Below are 17062 nucleotides of genomic sequence, written 5' to 3' on the forward strand. Positions count from 1 at the left end.
GTACAAATACATCCCCATATTTACGTAACTGAACCCACCCCTGTGATCGCAGATCAGGTTGGTTGTCATAAAAATTTATATTCGGAGTCATCAAATTATTCAAACTACGTTCATAGAGTATTCTTCAAATTTTAGGTGTCCATCTAGGATATCCTAGATGCGTATCCTCAATAGTCTTCTCTCCTGAAGCATTGATAATCCTCTGAAATCATCCCTACAGTTGATGAAAAAATCTATTGATGAAGATCAGCCCATTCCTTCTCCAGAATCCTATCCCGTACCTCTTTAGGAGTAAAATTGAATATCATCTAGTTTACAATCCTGTTACTAGGTCAATTTTATTGGTAGATTTTGATCAGACAACATATTTACAAGTCCCGGAGGTGAAACAAGTTAAATAATTCGGATCTCAACTGGGATATTTTGTCCAAATTTTGGCTTTAAAAGAGGTAAGATAATGGCTATACATAATTATGTACCTTAAAGATATTAGCGAAATTACCACTTGATAATTGCTATAATCTATTCTTCCCTCTAACATTCTTATCTATTATTTAGGTGTAAATTTTTATGGGTTCTCCAATGAATCGTCTGTCTATTTTTGTAGACGGAAACAATATGTTCTATGCTCAACAAAAAAATGGTTGGTTTTTTGACCCCCGACGGGTTTTAGAATATTTCAAATACGAACAGTCAGAAACTACATTAATCAATGCTTTTTGGTACACTGGATTAAAAGACCCACAAGACCAACGGGGTTTCCGAGATGCACTCATCAGTTTAGGATATACAGTTCGCACGAAAATCCTCAAAGAGTATTATGATGATGCTTCCGGTCGTTACTCCCAAAAAGCGAATTTAGATATTGAAATTGTCGTTGATATGTTTAATACGGTAGATCAATATGACCGAGTTGTATTATTCAGCGGAGATGGTGATTTTGAAAGAGCTATCGAACTATTACGCTCAAAAAATACGCATATTACAGTAGTATCAACTGAAGGAATGATCGCCAGAGAACTACGTAATGCTACCGATAGATATATAGACTTGAATGATATTAGAGATAGAATAGAAAAAACTGACGGTTAACTTAACTTAGCTTAGTATTTATTCACAAATCTCAAAGTTAAAAATTCTGATTTCACAGTTCCAGTTATTTTATCAAGCAAGAATTGAGGAATTAGAAGTCGGTGATGATTATAAATTCTCTAAGACTGACAAATCAAACCACATTTGATTAATTCTAATTCCCTAATGTTCTTTTATTCAGCCCATTCTCAAAACTAAGAGAGGTCAAGCTAATGAGCAAGCAAACCGATAGAATTATTATCTTTGACACCACATTGCGTGATGGAGAACAGTGTCCTGGAGCAACTCTCAACATAGACGAAAAGCTAGTTATTGCTAAACAACTAGCACGCTTAGGAGTAGATATTATTGAGGCTGGTTTTGCTTTTGCTAGTCCTGGAGATTTTGAAGCAGTTAGCAAAATTGCCCAAACTGTGGGAACGGAAAATGGTCCGGTAATTTGTAGTTTGGCCAGAGCCAGACATGATGATATTAAAGCCGCAGCGGAGGCTATCAAACCTGCTGCTAAAGGCAGAATTCATACTTTTATTGCTACTTCTGATATCCACCTGCAATATAAGTTAAAAAAGACCAGACCGGAAGTAGTTGCCATTGCTGAAGAAATGGTAGCCTATGCCAAAACCTTCACCGATGATGTCGAATTTTCTCCTGAAGATGCGGGACGTTCTGATCCAGAATTTTTGTATGAAGTTTTGGAAAGAGCGATCGCCGCTGGAGCAACAACTGTTAATATTCCTGATACCGTAGGTTACACCACACCCAGCGAATTTGGGGGCATCATTAAAGGCATTACCGAAAATGTCCCCAACATTGACAAAGCCATTATTTCCGTTCACGGCCATAATGATTTAGGTTTAGCAGTTGCTAACTTTTTGGAAGCTGTGAAAAACGGCGCTCGTCAATTAGAATGTACCATCAATGGTATTGGTGAAAGAGCCGGAAATGCAGCTTTAGAAGAATTAGTGATGGCTTTGCACGTCCGCAGACAATATTTTAATCCCTTCTTGGGACGGGCTGAAAATTCGGAAGCACAACTCACGAATATTGACACCAAACAAATCTATAAAACCTCCCGTTTGGTTTCCAATTTAACGGGAATGTTGGTGCAACCAAATAAAGCCATTGTCGGTGCAAATGCCTTTGCTCATGAATCGGGAATTCATCAAGATGGGGTATTGAAAAATAAACTCACCTATGAGATTATGGATGCCCAATTAATTGGTTTATCCGACAATCAAATAGTATTGGGTAAACATTCTGGCAGAAATGCTTTTCGTACCCGCTTGCAAGAATTGGGTTTTGAACTATCAGAAACCGAATTAAATAAAGCCTTCGTCAAATTCAAAGACGTAGCGGATAAAAAGAAAGAAATCTCTGATTGGGATTTGGAAGCCATTGTCAATGATGAAATCCAACAAGCACCAGATTTATTTAAGGTAGAGTTGGTACAGGTTTCCTGTGGTAGTAACGCTCAACCTACTGCTACTGTAACTCTTCGCACTCCCGACGGAGAAGAATTAACTGATGCAGCCATTGGTACAGGTCCAGTAGATGCGGTGTACAAAGCCATCAATCGGGTAGTGAATGTACCGAATGAATTGATTGAGTTTTCTGTGCAATCTGTCACCGGAGGAATTGATGCTTTAGGAGAAGTGACAATTCGCTTACGCCATGAATCCCGTGTATTTTCAGGTCATGCGGCTAATACCGATATTATTGTGGCATCGGCTCAGGCTTACGTAAATGCACTAAATAGACTGGTTTCAGCTTTACAGCAGGAAGTGAAGGAAGAAGTCACAGCGTAATATTATGGTGGGTTAGATAAATAAGAGAACTCCACAGAATGATTGATCCTATAGGAATCCGGTTTGATTGTTGTTCATTATACTGAGACTCAATCGTTGATTCGATGGGGTTTACGGTTTACAGCTTGTTCAAAAATCAAATAGTAGCCCTATATAATGAGAGAAGATAATTTCAGTGTGCAGCTAACCTAATGCGTCCAAAATCTATCATTGAACTAACAGAGAACCTAAAATATCTGTACATAAAAACAGCCAAAAAACTCAAGGGAAGCGATCGAAGACAATTCATGGCAGAAGTAGTTAAAGGATTGGGAATAGGTGGACAGACTTTAGTAGAACGAGAGTTAGGATGGAATAGACGTACCATCAGGAAAGGGATGCAGGAATTGGAGAGTGGTCAGCCGATAATTGATGGTTTTGACCGGAGTGGACGTAAGGGGGTAGAAACAAAATTACCAAACTTATTATTGGATATGAAATCCTTAGTAGATCCACAAAGTCAAACAGACCCCAGTTTTAAGAGTACAAAATGCTTCGCCCCTACTAACAACTGTACGGGCGAAGCATTTGGAGAACTATTTTTGGCAATGACCGATAATTTATCTTCCAAATGCTTCGCCCCTACTAACAACTGACAACTGACAACTGACAACTGACAACTGACAAATTAAATTAATCCCAGTTCGCGTTTTAATAAATTAATGGACTGTGTGCCGATATAATTTTCACAGCGAATGAGTTTAGGTGGACGAATTAGGTCTTCTAAGACTGTTTGCATAGCTGATTGTGCGGTAGAATAGCTGACTTGATCCGTACAAAAGATAATTTCTGAGCGTTTGACGATAGCGTGTAGTTTATAAGCATCCTTGGGTTGGGCAGTCATTACCAATAATTCATCCCCGCGTAAACCGTGTAAAATGACTTCTGTGGCTCTGAGAATGCCAGGACTAAGGCTAACTATGCCGATACAACTAGATTTGGCTAGGCTTTTAACTACAGCGAGTTCCTTGCTATAATCGTGAATATCTAAAGGAATAACCCGGACAGCTTTTGGTGAGGCGATCGCTTCCACTTCTCCGATAAAATAACGACTGGTGACTAATGTGGCTGAGGTAGTTTGGTCGAGGACGCTGATAAGTTCTTCCATTGCTACGAGTTGGACTGGGATTTGCAGGGATTCTTCCAACTCATTAATCATTAATTCCCCAACCCCAATATCTTGAGATGGGGTTACTACTAATACTCTGGTACTACAACGCAAACGCCAGTCCACTTCCGCTAAAAATAGTTCCCTGGCTTGATTGAGAGAACAGCCTTGACTAAGTAACTCATCTAGGGCTTGTTGCACTACCTTATAAGCATCAGGATGTTGTTTAAGCATGGGTGACTGGGATTTACTTCCACCCTCATGACCTTGGGTGCGGACATAGATTCCTGAACCTGCTAGACTTTCAACAAATCCTTGTTCCTCCAATTGGCGGTAAACTTTACTAATGGTATTGCGATGTAATCCAGTTTGCATTGCTAAAGCTCTGGTACTGGGCAGTTTATATGCAGGTGTATATTGCCCAGAGGCGATCGCAAATCGGATTTGATTAAATAGTTGATTAGATGCAGGAATTTCACTATCTGGCTGAATACGAAATTGAATCATTACCCATCCTGCTCCATAAGACTTATCCAAATGGCCATAATTTACCTGTTAAATATATGATTGATAAGTTAGTTTGCTTTGGAAAATATTACCACAGAAGAATACACCGATTTAGGAGTCAACAGTCAGAATGAATGAAGTAGGTTGGCGTTAAAAATTGTCATTATGACAAGGCAGGGGGCAGGGAAAAAAGGATTTAAGCCCTATTTACTTTTCTTCACACATTTTGGTTATCTGCCGTCCACTTACTTACAGGGCTATTTCGTTCTTGAGATAACCCGCCCTAAACTAAAGTAGCCTACGGAAACGCTCCGCCAACAGGGCTAATAAATATTATTAATTCTCGCCTATTCCCTAACTACCAACTTAATTATGACAGAGCCAACAATAAACACTTCAACGATTCAAATTTCTGAAGATAATTTGCAAATCGCCGCTTATTTAGCTAAACCAACAGCAACCGGTTCTTATCCAGGAATTGTGGTTTTGCAAGAGATTTTTGGCGTTAATGTGCATATTCGGGATGTCACAGAACGGATTGCTAAACTGGGATATGTAGCAATTGCTCCAGCACTGTTTCAGCGTCAAGCCCCTGGATTTGAGACTGGTTATACTGCCGACGCGATGGAAACAGGTAGAAATTATGCCTCACAAACCACAGCATCAGAACTTTTAAGCGATATTCAAGCAGCTATTAACTACCTGAAAACTTTACCCCAAGTCAAACCAGATGGATTTGGTTGTATTGGCTTTTGTTTTGGTGGTCACGTCGCCTATTTAGCTGCTACTCTCACTGATATTAAAGCCACTGCGTCCTTTTATGGTGCGGGAATTACTACCCGGACTCCTGGCGGTGGAAATCCCACGGTGACGCGGACATCAGAGATTAAAGGCACTATCTACACCTTTTTTGGTGCGGAAGATGCCAGTATTCCTCCAGAACAAGTGGAAGAGATTGCCGCCGAATTTGCAAAATATAACATTTCTCATCGGCTGTTTCGCTACGATGGATCTGATCATGGGTTTTTTTGTGACCGTCGTGCCAGTTATAATCCTAAAGCTGCGGCGGATGCTTGGGTGCAAGTCCAACAACTTTTTAGCCAATTGTCCTGACCACTGACAACTGTACGGGCGAAGCATTTGGAGAACTATTTTTGGCAATGACCGATAATTTATCTTCCAAATGCTTTGCCCCTACTGACAACTGACCACTGACAAATAATAATTTATCTTCAAACGTCATGAATTCCGAATCTAAACTTTCTCAAACAGCCAATTCGTCTTTTTCAATGGACGATTTTGCCAAAGCACTGGAAAAACACGATTACCAATTTCAAAAAGGACAAGTTGTTCGTGGCAAAATATTCCAAGTTGACCACGACGGTGCTTATGTTGACATTGGTGGTAAATCGTCGGCGTTTCTTCCCCAAGAGGAGGCTTCTTTGAGAGCAGTAACTGATTTGTCGGAAATATTACCGATGGATGAGGAACTAGAGTTTTTAATTATTCGGGATCAGGATGCTGAAGGTCAAGTTACCATTTCCCGTAAGCAATTGGAAATGCGGCAGATTTGGGAAAAACTAGCAGAAATACAAGAGAATTCCCAAACTGTTCAAGTGCGGGTAACAGGTGTTAATAAAGGTGGTGTCACTGTTGATCTTTTTGGTTTACGAGGTTTTATTCCGCGATCGCACCTGTCCGAACGTGATAACCTAGATGCACTCAAAGGTCAAAGTCTCACTGTGGGTTTTTTAGAAATTAATCGGGAAACCAATAAACTCGTTCTTTCTCAACGTTTAGCGGCTCGTTCTAGCAACTTCAGTTTATTAGAAATCGGTCAATTAATCGAAGGAAAAATCACCGGCATCAAACCTTTTGGTGTATTTGTAGATTTTAATGGTGTCAGCGCCTTACTACACATCAAACAAGTTAGCCAAAAATTCATTGAATCTTTAGACAAAGTCTTTCAAATTGGTCAACCAATCAAAGCTGTAATTATTGATTTAGACGAAGGTAAAGGTCGAGTGGCGATTTCTACCAGAGTCTTGGAAAACCACCCTGGTGAAGTTGTGGAAAACTTTGCAGAAGTGATGGCTTCAGCCGAATCTCGTGCTAATCGTGCGGCTAATAAAACGGCTGAATAGGTGATTGGTAATTGGTAATTGGTGATTGGTAGTGCGGGCATCTTGCCCGCTATAATAATATTAGAGAACTCCACAAAAAAGATGATCCAATTGAACGCAGATAAACGCAGATAAACGCAGATGAAGAGGGATAAATTAATTAATGGATTTCATGTTTCTGTGCAGCCTGATGTAAAATTGGTATAAGCTAAATATTAAAAAATCAGTCCGTAAAGAAATAAGATATAAAACTTCTATTTATGGATAATTTACCTGAAAATAAATCTAATTGCAATGCCGGTGGTGGTTTACCTGTTATCCAATACTGGATAGAAAAAACTCTGTCACCCCAAGGTTTACAATTATGGCAAACTCTCAATCATAAAAGTGCTTGTTTATCCTGTGCTTGGGGTACGGGTGGACAAAAGGGAGGGTTTGTAAATGAAGCGGGAGAATATTTACAACGTTGTGCTAAAAGTGTGGAAGCAATTGCAGCAGAATTGCAACCAGGAATTAAACAAGATTTTTTTCAAAAATATAATATTAGTGAATTACAACAACTGACTTCTCAAGAATGTGATGATTTAGGGAGACTTAGTTATCCTCTGATTCTCAAATCAGGTTCATCCCATTATCAACGCATTAGTTGGGAAGAAGTTTACCAAATTGCCACAATAGCTTTTCAACAACTACCAGAAAAAATTTACCACCAATATCTAAATAATCTACAATCCAATATTCAGGAACAGCTAATAGGAGCAATAAATTCATTAACTGTGATTAGTTTTAGGGCTGATTGTACCATTATTATTTTTTTTGCTGATTAAATAAAGATTATTCTGGCAATTAGAAACTGCAATTTCTTACTTATTTAGCAATCAGGTTAGATTAATAAATTAAACTTTCCAAACCTTTTTCCCGGACTAAATGCAATAATTTAAGAGCCGCGCCTGTAGGTCGTTTTTGCCCAATTTCCCATTTTTGAACAGTTGATGAACTGATGTTTAAAATAGCAGCAAACACAGATTGGCTGACATTGAATGATTCACGAAGTTGCTTAATTTGTTGAGGTTCTAGCGGTTCAATTGGAGGTAAACACAAGCTATCAAATTCGCGTAACGTAACTTGACTCATTACACCAGCCTTGTATAGTCCTATAGCAGTTTCGTGAACAGCCTCAAGAATTGCTGACTTTTTCTTCCTCATTACAGATTACCTCTATTAATTCATCTTTCAATTTTGCTATTTCAAGAGCCTCTGCTGTTAAAGACAGCAGTTCTGATGACAGTTTTTTCAAGGCTTCTTTTTCATCCTGATCAATATTGCTACGCTCGTTTTTTGGAAACCCAAACACAAAAAACCAACTATCTTCCTTGTTAGTAGCAACCAATGTACGGAAACCAGCCCTCTTGCCCTTTCCAGAACGGGCAATGCGTTTTTTAAATAGTCCACCTCCTAGGTCCGCGTCGTAAAGACCTGCTGCCATTTCTGCAACAGCATTACAGAGACTAGAATCATTTAACTTCTGATCTTTTGCCCAACGGTTAAACCATTGGGTTTTGTAGATTGCCATATTAGAGGTTGTTTGAAAAGTATTAGATGAAACCGATAATCTCCAAAAACCTAACCCCCCAGCCCCCCTTCCCTACGAGGGAAGGGGGGTTTCAAAGCCTCTCCCCGCTTAGGGGAGAGGTTTGGAGAGGGGTTTGTTTGTACATTAAAAACTTTTCAAACATCCTCTTAGTCTTCTTTAACTAAAGTATAGCACTTGGTACTATAATAGTCAATAATCAAAACTACCTATCCAAATGGATATGCTGATTTTACACAATCTTTACTGGTAGCGACAAAAGCTGTTTTGATTGGATGAAACATGATAACCAGCAGAATATTAGAAATTAATCAGCAGAATTTAACCTCCATAGTTGGTTAGCAATGGTATCATTCGAGTATTACAAAAAGTAAAGGGCAATTTTACTATGACCAAAGCACCTGTTGCTCCTGTGGTGCTAGTCATTCTAGATGGATGGGGCTACTGTGAGGAAACGCGAGGAAACGCTATTACCGCTGCCAAAACTCCGATTATGGACAGTTTATGGGCAGTCTATCCCCACACCCTCATTCGCACATCAGGAAAAGCCGTAGGGTTGCCAGAAGGTCAAATGGGCAACTCGGAAGTTGGTCATTTGAACATTGGGGCTGGTCGAGTCGTACCCCAAGAACTGGTACGGATCTCAGATGCTGTAGAAGACGGTTCTTTAGCCGCAAACCCAGCCCTTGTCAAAATTTGCCAAGAAGTGCGTTCTGCTAATGGCAAGTTACATCTAGTGGGGCTTTGTTCTGATGGCGGGGTGCATTCCCATATTACCCATCTATTTGGACTACTTGACTTAGCAAAGGAACAGCAACTTTCACAAGTTTGTATCCACGCCATTACTGATGGCCGTGACACCAAACCCAAAGATGCTATCAACGTCATCCAGCAATTGGCAGACTATATAGATCAAGTTGGCATTGGTGAAATCGCGACTATCAGCGGTCGCTATTATGCCATGGATCGTGATAACCGTTGGGATCGAGTCCAACGCGCTTACGATGTGATGACAACAGATGGTGCTGGGAATGGACTCACTGCTGTAGAGACAGTGCAAGCAGCTTACGCTGAAAGTATTACTGATGAGTTTATTCTCCCAGTCCGTCTGCAACCAGGCGCGGTAGAATCTGGTGATGGGGTTATATTTTTCAATTTCCGCCCTGACCGGGCTAGAGAACTAACTCAAGCCTTTGTCAGCAACACTTTTAACGGTTTTGCAAGACAGCCAATTCAGCCGCTTTCCTTTGTAACTTTTACCCAGTATGATCCAGAATTACCTGTTTCTGTGGCTTTTGCGCCGCAAAATCTGAGTAATATTCTCGGTGAAGTGATCGCTAATCGTGGTTTAAAACAGTTTAGAACTGCGGAAACTGAAAAATATGCCCACGTTACCTACTTCTTTAATGGGGGACTAGAAGAACCCTGTGAGGGAGAAGACCGGGAATTAGTCAGTAGTCCCATGGTGGCAACTTATGATCAAGCCCCGGCGATGTCAGCACAAGCTGTGACAGATGTGGCGATCGCTGCCATGAGAAAGGGCATTTACTCCCTAGTCGTGATGAACTATGCTAACCCAGACATGGTAGGGCATACGGGGCAAATCCCCGCTACTGTGACAGCGATTGAAGCAGTAGATAAATGTTTAGGTCGTCTGATTGATGCTATTGGTAAAGCTGGTGGTACAGCAATTATTACTGCTGATCACGGCAATGCTGAGTATATGCTAGATGAAGGCGGTCATCCGTGGACAGCGCATACTACTAACCCAGTTCCGTTAATTTTGGTAGAAGGTGAAAAAGCCAAAATACCCGGATATGGAACAAATGTGGAATTAAGAAATGATGGCAAATTAGCCGATATTGCCCCAACTATTCTGGATATTTTACAGATATCTAAACCAGAAGAAATGACAGGGCAATCATTACTTAAAGCCGCAGAATATGATTTACAACTAACTCGTACTCCTGTACAAATAGGTTTGTAAAATCGTAAAATGGTAGGGGTAAAGCAAGAGCTTCATTGATGTCAACTTAACGCAAAATCTTGATCCCGCAAGGAACTCAAGTTCCTTGCTAATAGCGAAAGTCATCTAAAAGATGACTAAATACTAGGAAAATTTATTAGTCCGTTTTAACGGACTTGAGCTATGAGACAGGGAATTTATTCCCTGACGGGTGTGGAAGCCAAACAAATAAGCCATCTGTAACCTAAGTTGACACCAATGAGCATTGCTAAACCCTTACGAGATTGATGACTTCTTATAATCAACATTTCTAAATATGGCAATTACTAACATCATCCAAGGCATTTGGGCTTTTTCCGCTCTCGGTTTGATTATTCTCGTTTTGTTACATAGTCCTAAAGGTGACGGCATTGGTGCTATTGGTGGACAAGCACAATTATTTAGCAGTACCAAAAGTGCCGAAAATACTTTAAATCGAGTTACTTGGGCATTAGTTGTAGTTTTTATGGGTTTAACTGTGGTTTTAAGTGCTAATTGGTTGCCCAAATAATTGAAACTGAAAATGGGAAAAATTACCCAAAATCAAAACTTTTGGCGAAGATTAATAGTTCGACCGCGCTCACTACAAGTAGCAGTTCTGACTTTAGCAATAAGTACAGGACTGCTAGTTATTTTGAGTAACTTTCAAGTAAATGCTGGTGTGAGGGAACAGGAAAGAAACTCCCAATTTATCCAAAAAACTCATCCTTTACCAGCGACTCTGGCACAATGGCAAGATAAAACAAATAGTGGTGATTATTTTGATCAAATCAAATCTACGAAAGTTGGTTATTTGATTTGGTCAAGTTTTCCGGTAAAGGTGAAGATAGAAACACCAACAGATATTAATGAAAAGCAGTCACAAATATGGGTTAATAGTGTTTTCCAAGCTGTTCAAGAATGGAATATTTATTTACCTTTACAGGTAGTGGAAAAATCGGCTATTGCTGATATTACAATCTCCCGAAAAGCACCGCCTTTGCAACGTGAACCTAATGGTAAAATACTGCGGGCGCGTTCGGCTTTAACTACTTATGATTTATATACTGAAAATAATATTTTATCTCACCGGTTTACAATTCTGTTGAGTCCTAGTCAAACTGGTGATTATGTCTTATCAGCAACCCGTCATGAACTTGGCCATGCTTTGGGAATTTGGGGTCATAGTCTTCTGCAAACTGATATTATGTATTTTTCTCAAGTTCGCAAACCGCCGTTTATTTCGATTAGAGATGTGAATACTTTAAAGAAGGTTTATGAACAGTCTACAAGTTTGGGGCAGAATTAAACTTAGCTCACGCAGAGACGCAGAGTCGCAAAGGTAAGACCAGTTGTGCTTATGCGGGAAAGATGGTTCTTCCTCGTCGTTTCCATGATAACAAATTTTCTGGTCGGTGTCAATAGCTTTCACTCTATTATTGCGAGGCTGTGGAAATAACAAATAAATTTGATTTTCGACAGCCTCTGGATTTAATTAAACTCGACGCAGATTCATGAGTTCTTGAGGAGAAGCAAGCATATCAATCGCTACGAAGAAGATTTGTCCTTCGGGATTGATTAAAAACCGCCAAGAAATATTCATACCAACTGTGACACCAAACCAAGGAGTTTGCACTACTCCTGTGATTTTCAGTTGCTTAGAACCGTCTGGTTGAACTTCACAGATACCTTGTTGTGGCATCATGTTAAGTCCTTGTGCTTCTTCGCGCATATATTTAGCGATCGCTTCCCGACCCACAATGGGTTTTTGGAATGGTGGTTGTAGCGCACCGTCGGCAGTGAATAGTGCAATAGCAGTATCAAATTTATCTGCATTCATGGCTTCAATGTAGCCTAAGACAGCGGGTTCTGTAATGCCGTCAATTTTCACTGAAGATATAACAGGGGTTGTGCGTTGGAAAGCAGGTTCTGTAGCTGCTTTGGGATAACTACTAGGACCAAGTTCAGAAGTATCAAATCCCATATCTACTACAGTATTCCGTAATACTGTAATTTGCTGACCTTGATCAAGTTTTTGTGTGGCTTCTAATACAAATTTTACACCAGGAGACATTTGATAACCAACGGGGACAGGAGTGATGATTCCCTGTTTCATCAATTCTCCTAACTCGTACCAGAAAGCTAGTTTGGTATTGACGCTGAAGAATCCATAGGAACGGCTGATAGGAGTATCAGCACGACTGGCTAAATCCCGCATTACTTTGGTTTGCTCTTCACGAGACATTTGCTTAATTTGGGTCAGCAAACTTTCAGCTAGTTGCAAGCGTGCTACTCCAGGTGCGGCAGGAGTAATGGTTTTACCCATTTCGGTGTAAGCATACCAAAGATAAGCTAATTGATCATCAACGTTAAGTTGATCGAACAATGCTATAGTTGCGGGAATAGGACTAGGAAGTTGAGTATTAGAAAAAATAGTTTGAGCGGACTGGATAGTTAAAGCCACAATCGGAATCTCCAAGATTATGTGTTAATTAGTCGCTATGAAGACATCAGCTAAAAATGTTTATGATGAACTTATGTCTTATGTAAAGTAATGTAATAAAAATCTTAATTTTTGTAAAGAATAGAAATTGCGAATTGACAAAATGGATTAAATATGGTATTTGGGTTGGCGTTGAAAATTGTCGTCATAGCACTAGGCTTGAGGCAAGAGGCAAGAGTAAAGAAGTTTTCAGCGATTTTACATTTCTTTACACAGTTTGGTTTTATTGTGTTCACCTACTTATTCAATTCTGAATAAATAGACAATAAAAATCTTCCTCATCCAGAAATAGAGAGAAAGATTTATTGGTTATAGCTGTTGAAAATACGCTAAATACCCCAACTCAGTGTTAAAGGTCGCTGTGCGAGAACTTGGCTATAAAGCTCTTCTAATTGGGTGATGTTATCATTCAGGGTATAGCGTTCTAATACTCGCTTTCTGGCTTTTTCTCCCAACAATGTGGTTAACTCTGGATGATCTTGAAATAGTGGTAAGAGGGTTTTTAACTGCGATCGCACACTGCTTGTATTAATTGCCACACCAGCACCCTTTTCTAAAACTTCTCCATCTGCACCAACATCAGTAGCCAAACAAGCTAAACCACAGGACATTGCCTCTAATAGAGACAAGGATAAACCCTCTACCAAAGAAGGTAAAATAAATACATCAGAACCCCGTAAAATTTCGATGCGGCGATCTTCATCAGCGATGAAACCTAACCAGATGATGCCATATTCTCGTCCATAAAATGATTCTAGAGAAGGCTTTAATGGACCATCACCCACAATCAATAATTTGGTATTAACGCCCATATGTGATTGTTTCCAAGCACGTAAGAGAGATTCAACGTTTTTCTCTTGAGCGATTCTCCCTTGATAAACAAACAAACGTTCAGCGCCAAATTCAGCTTTCACATGAGAAACACCGGGAGAATACTTAACAGGATCTACACCATTAGGTATAACAGCAATCTTTTTTTCCCTCACACCCATACCTGATAACAATTCCCGCTGAATTTGGGAAAAGATAATTACCCGATCATAATGATCCAAAAAAGGAGCGTAAAGTTGATAAGCTAAAAGTTGGGTACTAGATATTAATTTTGCTCCCTTCCCTGCAAATGGAGTGTGGAAAGTAGCAATGAGGGGCAAATTTAACTCTTCGCAAATTTCTGGTAGAACAAAATCTAAAGTTGATAAAGTCAGAGAAGCGTGAACTATATCCGGCTTAATTTCCCGCAAAGAATCTTTCAAAACCTTAGTTGCTTTGAAAGAGGGAATTGTATAAACCTGGGACTTGTAAATAAATGGCAAAGGAACTTCCTGAAAATTAGGCCAATTGTCAGTTGTCGCTTCTTCTTGGGCAAAGTGTAGAAAACTAACCTCATGTCCCCTGTCTAGGAGTCCGTTGGTAATTTCTCGACTGTAGGTGACGTTACCGCAAAAGGGTGTTTTTTTTCCAATCCAAGCTATACGCATTCTTAGGTTATCTATAAAAAAAGCGAGGGTAAAATATACTGTTTTTATTATGAAGTTGTTATAGCTGAATTTTTGATATTCACAAAAACTCAGATATCTCTAACTTTTAAACCTAAATAATCTTGGTAATTAAAAAGTCAATAAATGGATTTATTGATGATGCTCATAATTTATAAATCTTTTAACTTGATTACAAATTAATATGCTGATTATTTAGTTTATCCCCAGCAAGTATTTTGCATCTTGCTGGATTAAGTTTAGCACAAAACCCAACAGTTTGATGCAGTTTTTGGCTATTTGCCATTTGAGGATTCACCAGAATTATACCAGGTAAACAGACCGCCAATTAAGACAATGGCAGCTAAGGTAAAAAATACTGCTTTTAAGCCGATAAAAGTTTCCGCTACACCAGCTAAAGCCAGAGGTAGAGAAAGGGCAATATTAATCACATTATTTTGCAGCCCAAATACCTTACCTCGCATATCTGGGGGTGTTTCGGTTTGGATTGCAGTTTGCATGGGGATACCCACCAAAGCCCCAAATACTCCCACTAAGGCAATGAAGAGCAGCACAGGCAAGAGTTGGGTTGTAAACAATGATAAACCAATTAAAGATGCTGCCATACCTAGACAACCCCAAAAACTGAGTTGTTTATAGGAAAAGCGTTGTCCAAATTGTCCGAGAATTGTCGCCCCAAGCGCCACACCCACACCAGCAGATGCTAATAAAAAGCCGAATTGAGAGGCTTTCATATTCGGAATAATTTCTGCCATGCGAACTGCAAGCACAGTCAGGGCTGCAAAGACAGAAAATAAGATAATTAGTTGTAATAAAGCATTGCGGATACGATGATTTTCTTGGAGATAACGTAACCCGTCGCGCAAGTCCGAGAAAACATGGGGAAATTCTGTTTCAGGAGGATGGGGTTTTTCGTTAGTTTGGAGTAAGAATAATATTAACCCAGCGATCGCATAACTGCCACCCACCAGAATTTCCTTACCCAATCCCCCACTACCACCTAATTGCGTCCACAGTCCATCTGCTAAGGCTAAAACTGGTTCTCCTACGGCAAAACCGACAATTACCGAAGCCATCATTGTCGTAGTGTAGAGAGAATTAGCCGAAAGCAAATCCTGTTCTTTCACTATTAAAGGAATAGCCGATTGTTCTGCCGGTGCGAAAAATTGTGTTAAGGTAGAAACCAAAAAAGTCACACCTAAAATAATCAAAAAACCCACGGGTAAAACTCCCACAGGCTGCCAATCATGGGTTAACCATAACAGCGAAGGAATGAGCAATACCAGAATCCCGCGCCAAATATTTGATGCTACCAAAACAACTTTTTTTGACCAACGATCTACAAAAACTCCAGCTACAGAACCAAATAATACGGCGGGAATAGTAAACGCCATCATTAAAGCGGAAACCCAACCACTAATACTTTGATCACTAGCTTGAAACTGACTATTAATCAAAGCAATCATTAATACTAAATAAACCTTATCAGCTAATTGACAGAAAACTTGACCTGCCCAAAGAGCGAGAAAATTCGGATTTTTCAATACAGGTAAAAAACCCACCTGTTGATTATTTTCTGAATCTGCACCTCCCGAACCAGCATCTATTAATGGTAGTGTTTCCGGTGTTAATTCCGTTGTAGTTGGGACATTTTCTGGAACACCATTAATTTTGCCATTTGTCTGCGGAATTTTTGATGGTTTGGGGATATCAGTCAAGGGAATTTCTGATGTGCAATTCCCATTTTCAGAAACATCCTTGAGTGACATTTCTGGACTATGAATATGACTAACTTTAGGGGAAGAAGCAACATTATGATCTGATGCTTTATGCTTTTTTTTAGCGGCGCTAGGTGAGTGAGTTCGGCCTTTTTTATCTAAATCAGACGATTGCATCATGGTTGGTGGCAAAATAGGAGTCAATCAAAGTGGCAGAGCGAATAGGTTGTCCTAAATGATACTGGACATACTGGCGCAAAATTTGCTCAACAGCTAACCATCCAGAATCTGAAGCTGCATCTATTTGTATTATCTCTGTTTCCGACAGATATTGAAGCATAACCAGTTGTTTCCCATTCAAGCGACGAGAAATAATTGGTAACTCCTGCTGATGAAAAACTGTTTCATAGCTAGGGTTAGAGGCACAGGATTGGGGATTGGGAACACTTTTCTGTGTTGTTTCCTGCATTTCCCTATTTTCCCGGTTTTCCTGCTCTATTTCTGTTCGCAGGCTTTTCCAAGCATCTAAACAAATTATCCCACCAGAAGGAATACTAAATCCCACTTGCCAATGGGGATTTGTCCAGTCTGGAGTTAAAAGCCGTTGGGTTAAGCAACAGGATTCTACTTGTGGGGTGAGTCCTGCTAAGGCTAAAAGCTGAAATACACCTTGGACTAGATTCGCAACTACACATTTTATTTCAGTTTTGGGTATATCATTTAGGCGTTGAAGATGTTCATTAAATAACTCATAAAGTTCTGTTTGGGGTAGTTCGCTTAACGCTTGACATAAGACTATTTCCGCTAAATATTGACTAGCAGCTAATTTACCTAAATCTTTAGATAAACCGGGATAAGTTTTTATAGTTTCAGCTTGAGTAATTCTATCGAGATTTCTACCTTGGGAAATTAGTAATTCATTGATGACAAACATCCCCATTCTCCCCCCCAAGCTGGAGTTTTGTTTCCGCGCTCCCGTAGCAACTGCCCGAATTAACCCAAATTCTTGAGTTAGAATTGTGACTATTTTATCTGATTCCCCCAGTGGTTGCGCTTTGAGATTAATACCAGTTGCTTTATAGGTTTTACTCATTTT

The 17062-nt window shown here is 39.7% G+C and carries 17 protein-coding genes; 8 read left to right on the plus strand and 9 right to left on the minus strand.

The annotated features are described in order from the left end of the window. Positions 1-570: 570 nt before the first annotated feature. Together BMF77_RS10990 and BMF77_RS10995 are read left to right on the plus strand one after the other, a co-directional pair. Positions 571-1092: an NYN domain-containing protein gene (locus BMF77_RS10990; RefSeq protein WP_104387051.1), complete on the plus strand. Its 522-nt coding sequence runs from the start codon at positions 571-573 to the stop codon at positions 1090-1092. 212 nt (positions 1093-1304) lie between these two features. Further along, complete coding sequence (locus BMF77_RS10995; protein ID WP_148762792.1) at positions 1305-2897, plus strand: 2-isopropylmalate synthase; 1593 nt, start codon at positions 1305-1307, stop codon at positions 2895-2897. 499 nt (positions 2898-3396) lie between these two features. Here BMF77_RS10995 and BMF77_RS26665 read toward each other — a convergent pair whose 3' ends face one another. Both BMF77_RS26665 and BMF77_RS11005 read right to left on the minus strand, forming a co-directional pair. After that, positions 3397-3549, minus strand: a complete 153-nt coding sequence (locus BMF77_RS26665) for a hypothetical protein (RefSeq protein WP_168204428.1) — start codon at positions 3547-3549, stop codon at positions 3397-3399. 15 nt (positions 3550-3564) lie between these two features. Beyond that, positions 3565-4551, minus strand: coding sequence for a GntR family transcriptional regulator (locus BMF77_RS11005; RefSeq protein ID WP_148762794.1), 987 nt, complete (start codon positions 4549-4551; stop codon positions 3565-3567). A 372-nt stretch (positions 4552-4923) separates the two neighbouring features. On the opposite strand from BMF77_RS11005, the gene BMF77_RS11010 reads away from it, so the two are divergent. Continuing rightward, a complete protein-coding gene (locus BMF77_RS11010; RefSeq protein WP_148762796.1) occupies positions 4924-5664 on the plus strand; it encodes a dienelactone hydrolase family protein in 741 nt (246 codons plus the stop codon). Here BMF77_RS11010 and BMF77_RS26670 read toward each other — a convergent pair. Continuing rightward, positions 5648-5794, minus strand: coding sequence for a hypothetical protein (locus tag BMF77_RS26670; RefSeq protein WP_168204429.1), 147 nt, complete (start codon positions 5792-5794; stop codon positions 5648-5650). The genes BMF77_RS11010 and BMF77_RS26670 overlap by 17 nt on opposite strands. On the opposite strand from BMF77_RS26670, the gene BMF77_RS11015 reads away from it, so the two are divergent. Both BMF77_RS11015 and BMF77_RS11020 read left to right on the plus strand, forming a co-directional pair. Then, positions 5793-6695, plus strand: coding sequence for a S1 RNA-binding domain-containing protein (locus BMF77_RS11015; protein WP_015079250.1), 903 nt, complete (start codon positions 5793-5795; stop codon positions 6693-6695). The two genes, BMF77_RS26670 and BMF77_RS11015, sit on opposite strands and share 2 nt — an antisense overlap. A gap of 239 nt (positions 6696-6934) precedes the next feature. Next, the gene (locus tag BMF77_RS11020) at positions 6935-7501 is read left to right on the plus strand and encodes a hypothetical protein (protein ID WP_371735523.1); all 567 of its coding nucleotides are present in this window, start codon (positions 6935-6937) and stop codon (positions 7499-7501) included. 61 nt (positions 7502-7562) lie between these two features. Here the strand turns inward: BMF77_RS11020 and BMF77_RS11025 are convergent, their stop codons facing one another. Together BMF77_RS11025 and BMF77_RS11030 are read right to left on the minus strand one after the other, a co-directional pair. Beyond that, entirely contained in the window at positions 7563-7880 is a 318-nt protein-coding gene (locus BMF77_RS11025) for a DNA-binding transcriptional regulator (protein ID WP_015079248.1), read from the minus strand. Then, complete coding sequence (locus BMF77_RS11030) at positions 7852-8247, minus strand: type II toxin-antitoxin system RelE/ParE family toxin (RefSeq protein ID WP_148762798.1); 396 nt, start codon at positions 8245-8247, stop codon at positions 7852-7854. Before BMF77_RS11030 ends, BMF77_RS11025 begins: the two co-directional genes overlap by 29 nt. A gap of 406 nt (positions 8248-8653) precedes the next feature. On the opposite strand from BMF77_RS11030, the gene gpmI reads away from it, so the two are divergent. The 3 genes from gpmI to BMF77_RS11045 all read left to right on the plus strand — a co-directional run bounded on the left by gpmI (position 8654) and on the right by BMF77_RS11045 (position 11558). Continuing rightward, entirely contained in the window at positions 8654-10252 is a 1599-nt protein-coding gene (gene gpmI / locus BMF77_RS11035; RefSeq protein WP_148762800.1) for a 2,3-bisphosphoglycerate-independent phosphoglycerate mutase, read from the plus strand. 295 nt (positions 10253-10547) lie between these two features. Continuing rightward, positions 10548-10781, plus strand: a complete 234-nt coding sequence (gene secG, locus BMF77_RS11040; RefSeq protein WP_096669944.1) for a preprotein translocase subunit SecG — start codon at positions 10548-10550, stop codon at positions 10779-10781. Positions 10782-10793: 12 nt separating this feature from the next. Continuing rightward, the gene (locus BMF77_RS11045; protein ID WP_148762802.1) at positions 10794-11558 is read left to right on the plus strand and encodes a peptidase; all 765 of its coding nucleotides are present in this window, start codon (positions 10794-10796) and stop codon (positions 11556-11558) included. Between the two features lie 186 nt (positions 11559-11744). Here the strand turns inward: BMF77_RS11045 and BMF77_RS11050 are convergent, their stop codons facing one another. The 4 genes from BMF77_RS11050 to recO form a co-directional block, all read right to left on the minus strand. Next, complete coding sequence (locus BMF77_RS11050; RefSeq protein WP_148762804.1) at positions 11745-12713, minus strand: orange carotenoid protein N-terminal domain-containing protein; 969 nt, start codon at positions 12711-12713, stop codon at positions 11745-11747. A 368-nt stretch (positions 12714-13081) separates the two neighbouring features. After that, the gene (locus BMF77_RS11055; RefSeq protein WP_148762806.1) at positions 13082-14230 is read right to left on the minus strand and encodes a glycosyltransferase family 4 protein; all 1149 of its coding nucleotides are present in this window, start codon (positions 14228-14230) and stop codon (positions 13082-13084) included. 293 nt (positions 14231-14523) lie between these two features. Next, positions 14524-16146 carry an MFS transporter gene (locus tag BMF77_RS11060; RefSeq protein WP_148762808.1) on the minus strand — a complete coding sequence of 541 codons (1623 nt, stop codon included), beginning with the start codon at positions 16144-16146 and terminating at the stop codon, positions 14524-14526. Continuing rightward, positions 16130-17059 carry a DNA repair protein RecO gene (gene recO / locus BMF77_RS11065; protein ID WP_148762810.1) on the minus strand — a complete coding sequence of 310 codons (930 nt, stop codon included), beginning with the start codon at positions 17057-17059 and terminating at the stop codon, positions 16130-16132. The genes BMF77_RS11060 and recO overlap by 17 nt, the downstream gene beginning before the upstream one ends. Positions 17060-17062: the final 3 nt, after the last annotated feature.

Source organism: Dolichospermum sp. UHCC 0315A (genome assembly GCF_008121535.1).
Classification (GTDB): Bacteria; Cyanobacteriota; Cyanobacteriia; order Cyanobacteriales; family Nostocaceae; genus Dolichospermum; species Dolichospermum lemmermannii.

Coding starts and splice junctions, on each gene's coding strand:
- BMF77_RS10990 (WP_104387051.1), top strand. CDS start 571: ATGGGTTCTCCAATGAATCGTCTGTCTATTTTTGTAGACGGAAACAAT.
- BMF77_RS10995 (WP_148762792.1), top strand. CDS start 1,305: ATGAGCAAGCAAACCGATAGAATTATTATCTTTGACACCACATTGCGT.
- BMF77_RS11005 (WP_148762794.1), bottom strand. CDS start 4,551: ATGATTCAATTTCGTATTCAGCCAGATAGTGAAATTCCTGCATCTAAT.
- BMF77_RS11010 (WP_148762796.1), top strand. CDS start 4,924: ATGACAGAGCCAACAATAAACACTTCAACGATTCAAATTTCTGAAGAT.
- BMF77_RS11015 (WP_015079250.1), top strand. CDS start 5,793: ATGAATTCCGAATCTAAACTTTCTCAAACAGCCAATTCGTCTTTTTCA.
- BMF77_RS26670 (WP_168204429.1), bottom strand. CDS start 5,794: ATGACGTTTGAAGATAAATTATTATTTGTCAGTGGTCAGTTGTCAGTA.
- BMF77_RS11020 (WP_371735523.1), top strand. CDS start 6,935: ATGGATAATTTACCTGAAAATAAATCTAATTGCAATGCCGGTGGTGGT.
- BMF77_RS11025 (WP_015079248.1), bottom strand. CDS start 7,880: ATGAGGAAGAAAAAGTCAGCAATTCTTGAGGCTGTTCACGAAACTGCT.
- BMF77_RS11030 (WP_148762798.1), bottom strand. CDS start 8,247: ATGGCAATCTACAAAACCCAATGGTTTAACCGTTGGGCAAAAGATCAG.
- gpmI (WP_148762800.1), top strand. CDS start 8,654: ATGACCAAAGCACCTGTTGCTCCTGTGGTGCTAGTCATTCTAGATGGA.
- secG (WP_096669944.1), top strand. CDS start 10,548: ATGGCAATTACTAACATCATCCAAGGCATTTGGGCTTTTTCCGCTCTC.
- BMF77_RS11045 (WP_148762802.1), top strand. CDS start 10,794: ATGGGAAAAATTACCCAAAATCAAAACTTTTGGCGAAGATTAATAGTT.
- BMF77_RS11055 (WP_148762806.1), bottom strand. CDS start 14,230: ATGCGTATAGCTTGGATTGGAAAAAAAACACCCTTTTGCGGTAACGTC.
- BMF77_RS11060 (WP_148762808.1), bottom strand. CDS start 16,146: ATGATGCAATCGTCTGATTTAGATAAAAAAGGCCGAACTCACTCACCT.
- recO (WP_148762810.1), bottom strand. CDS start 17,059: ATGAGTAAAACCTATAAAGCAACTGGTATTAATCTCAAAGCGCAACCA.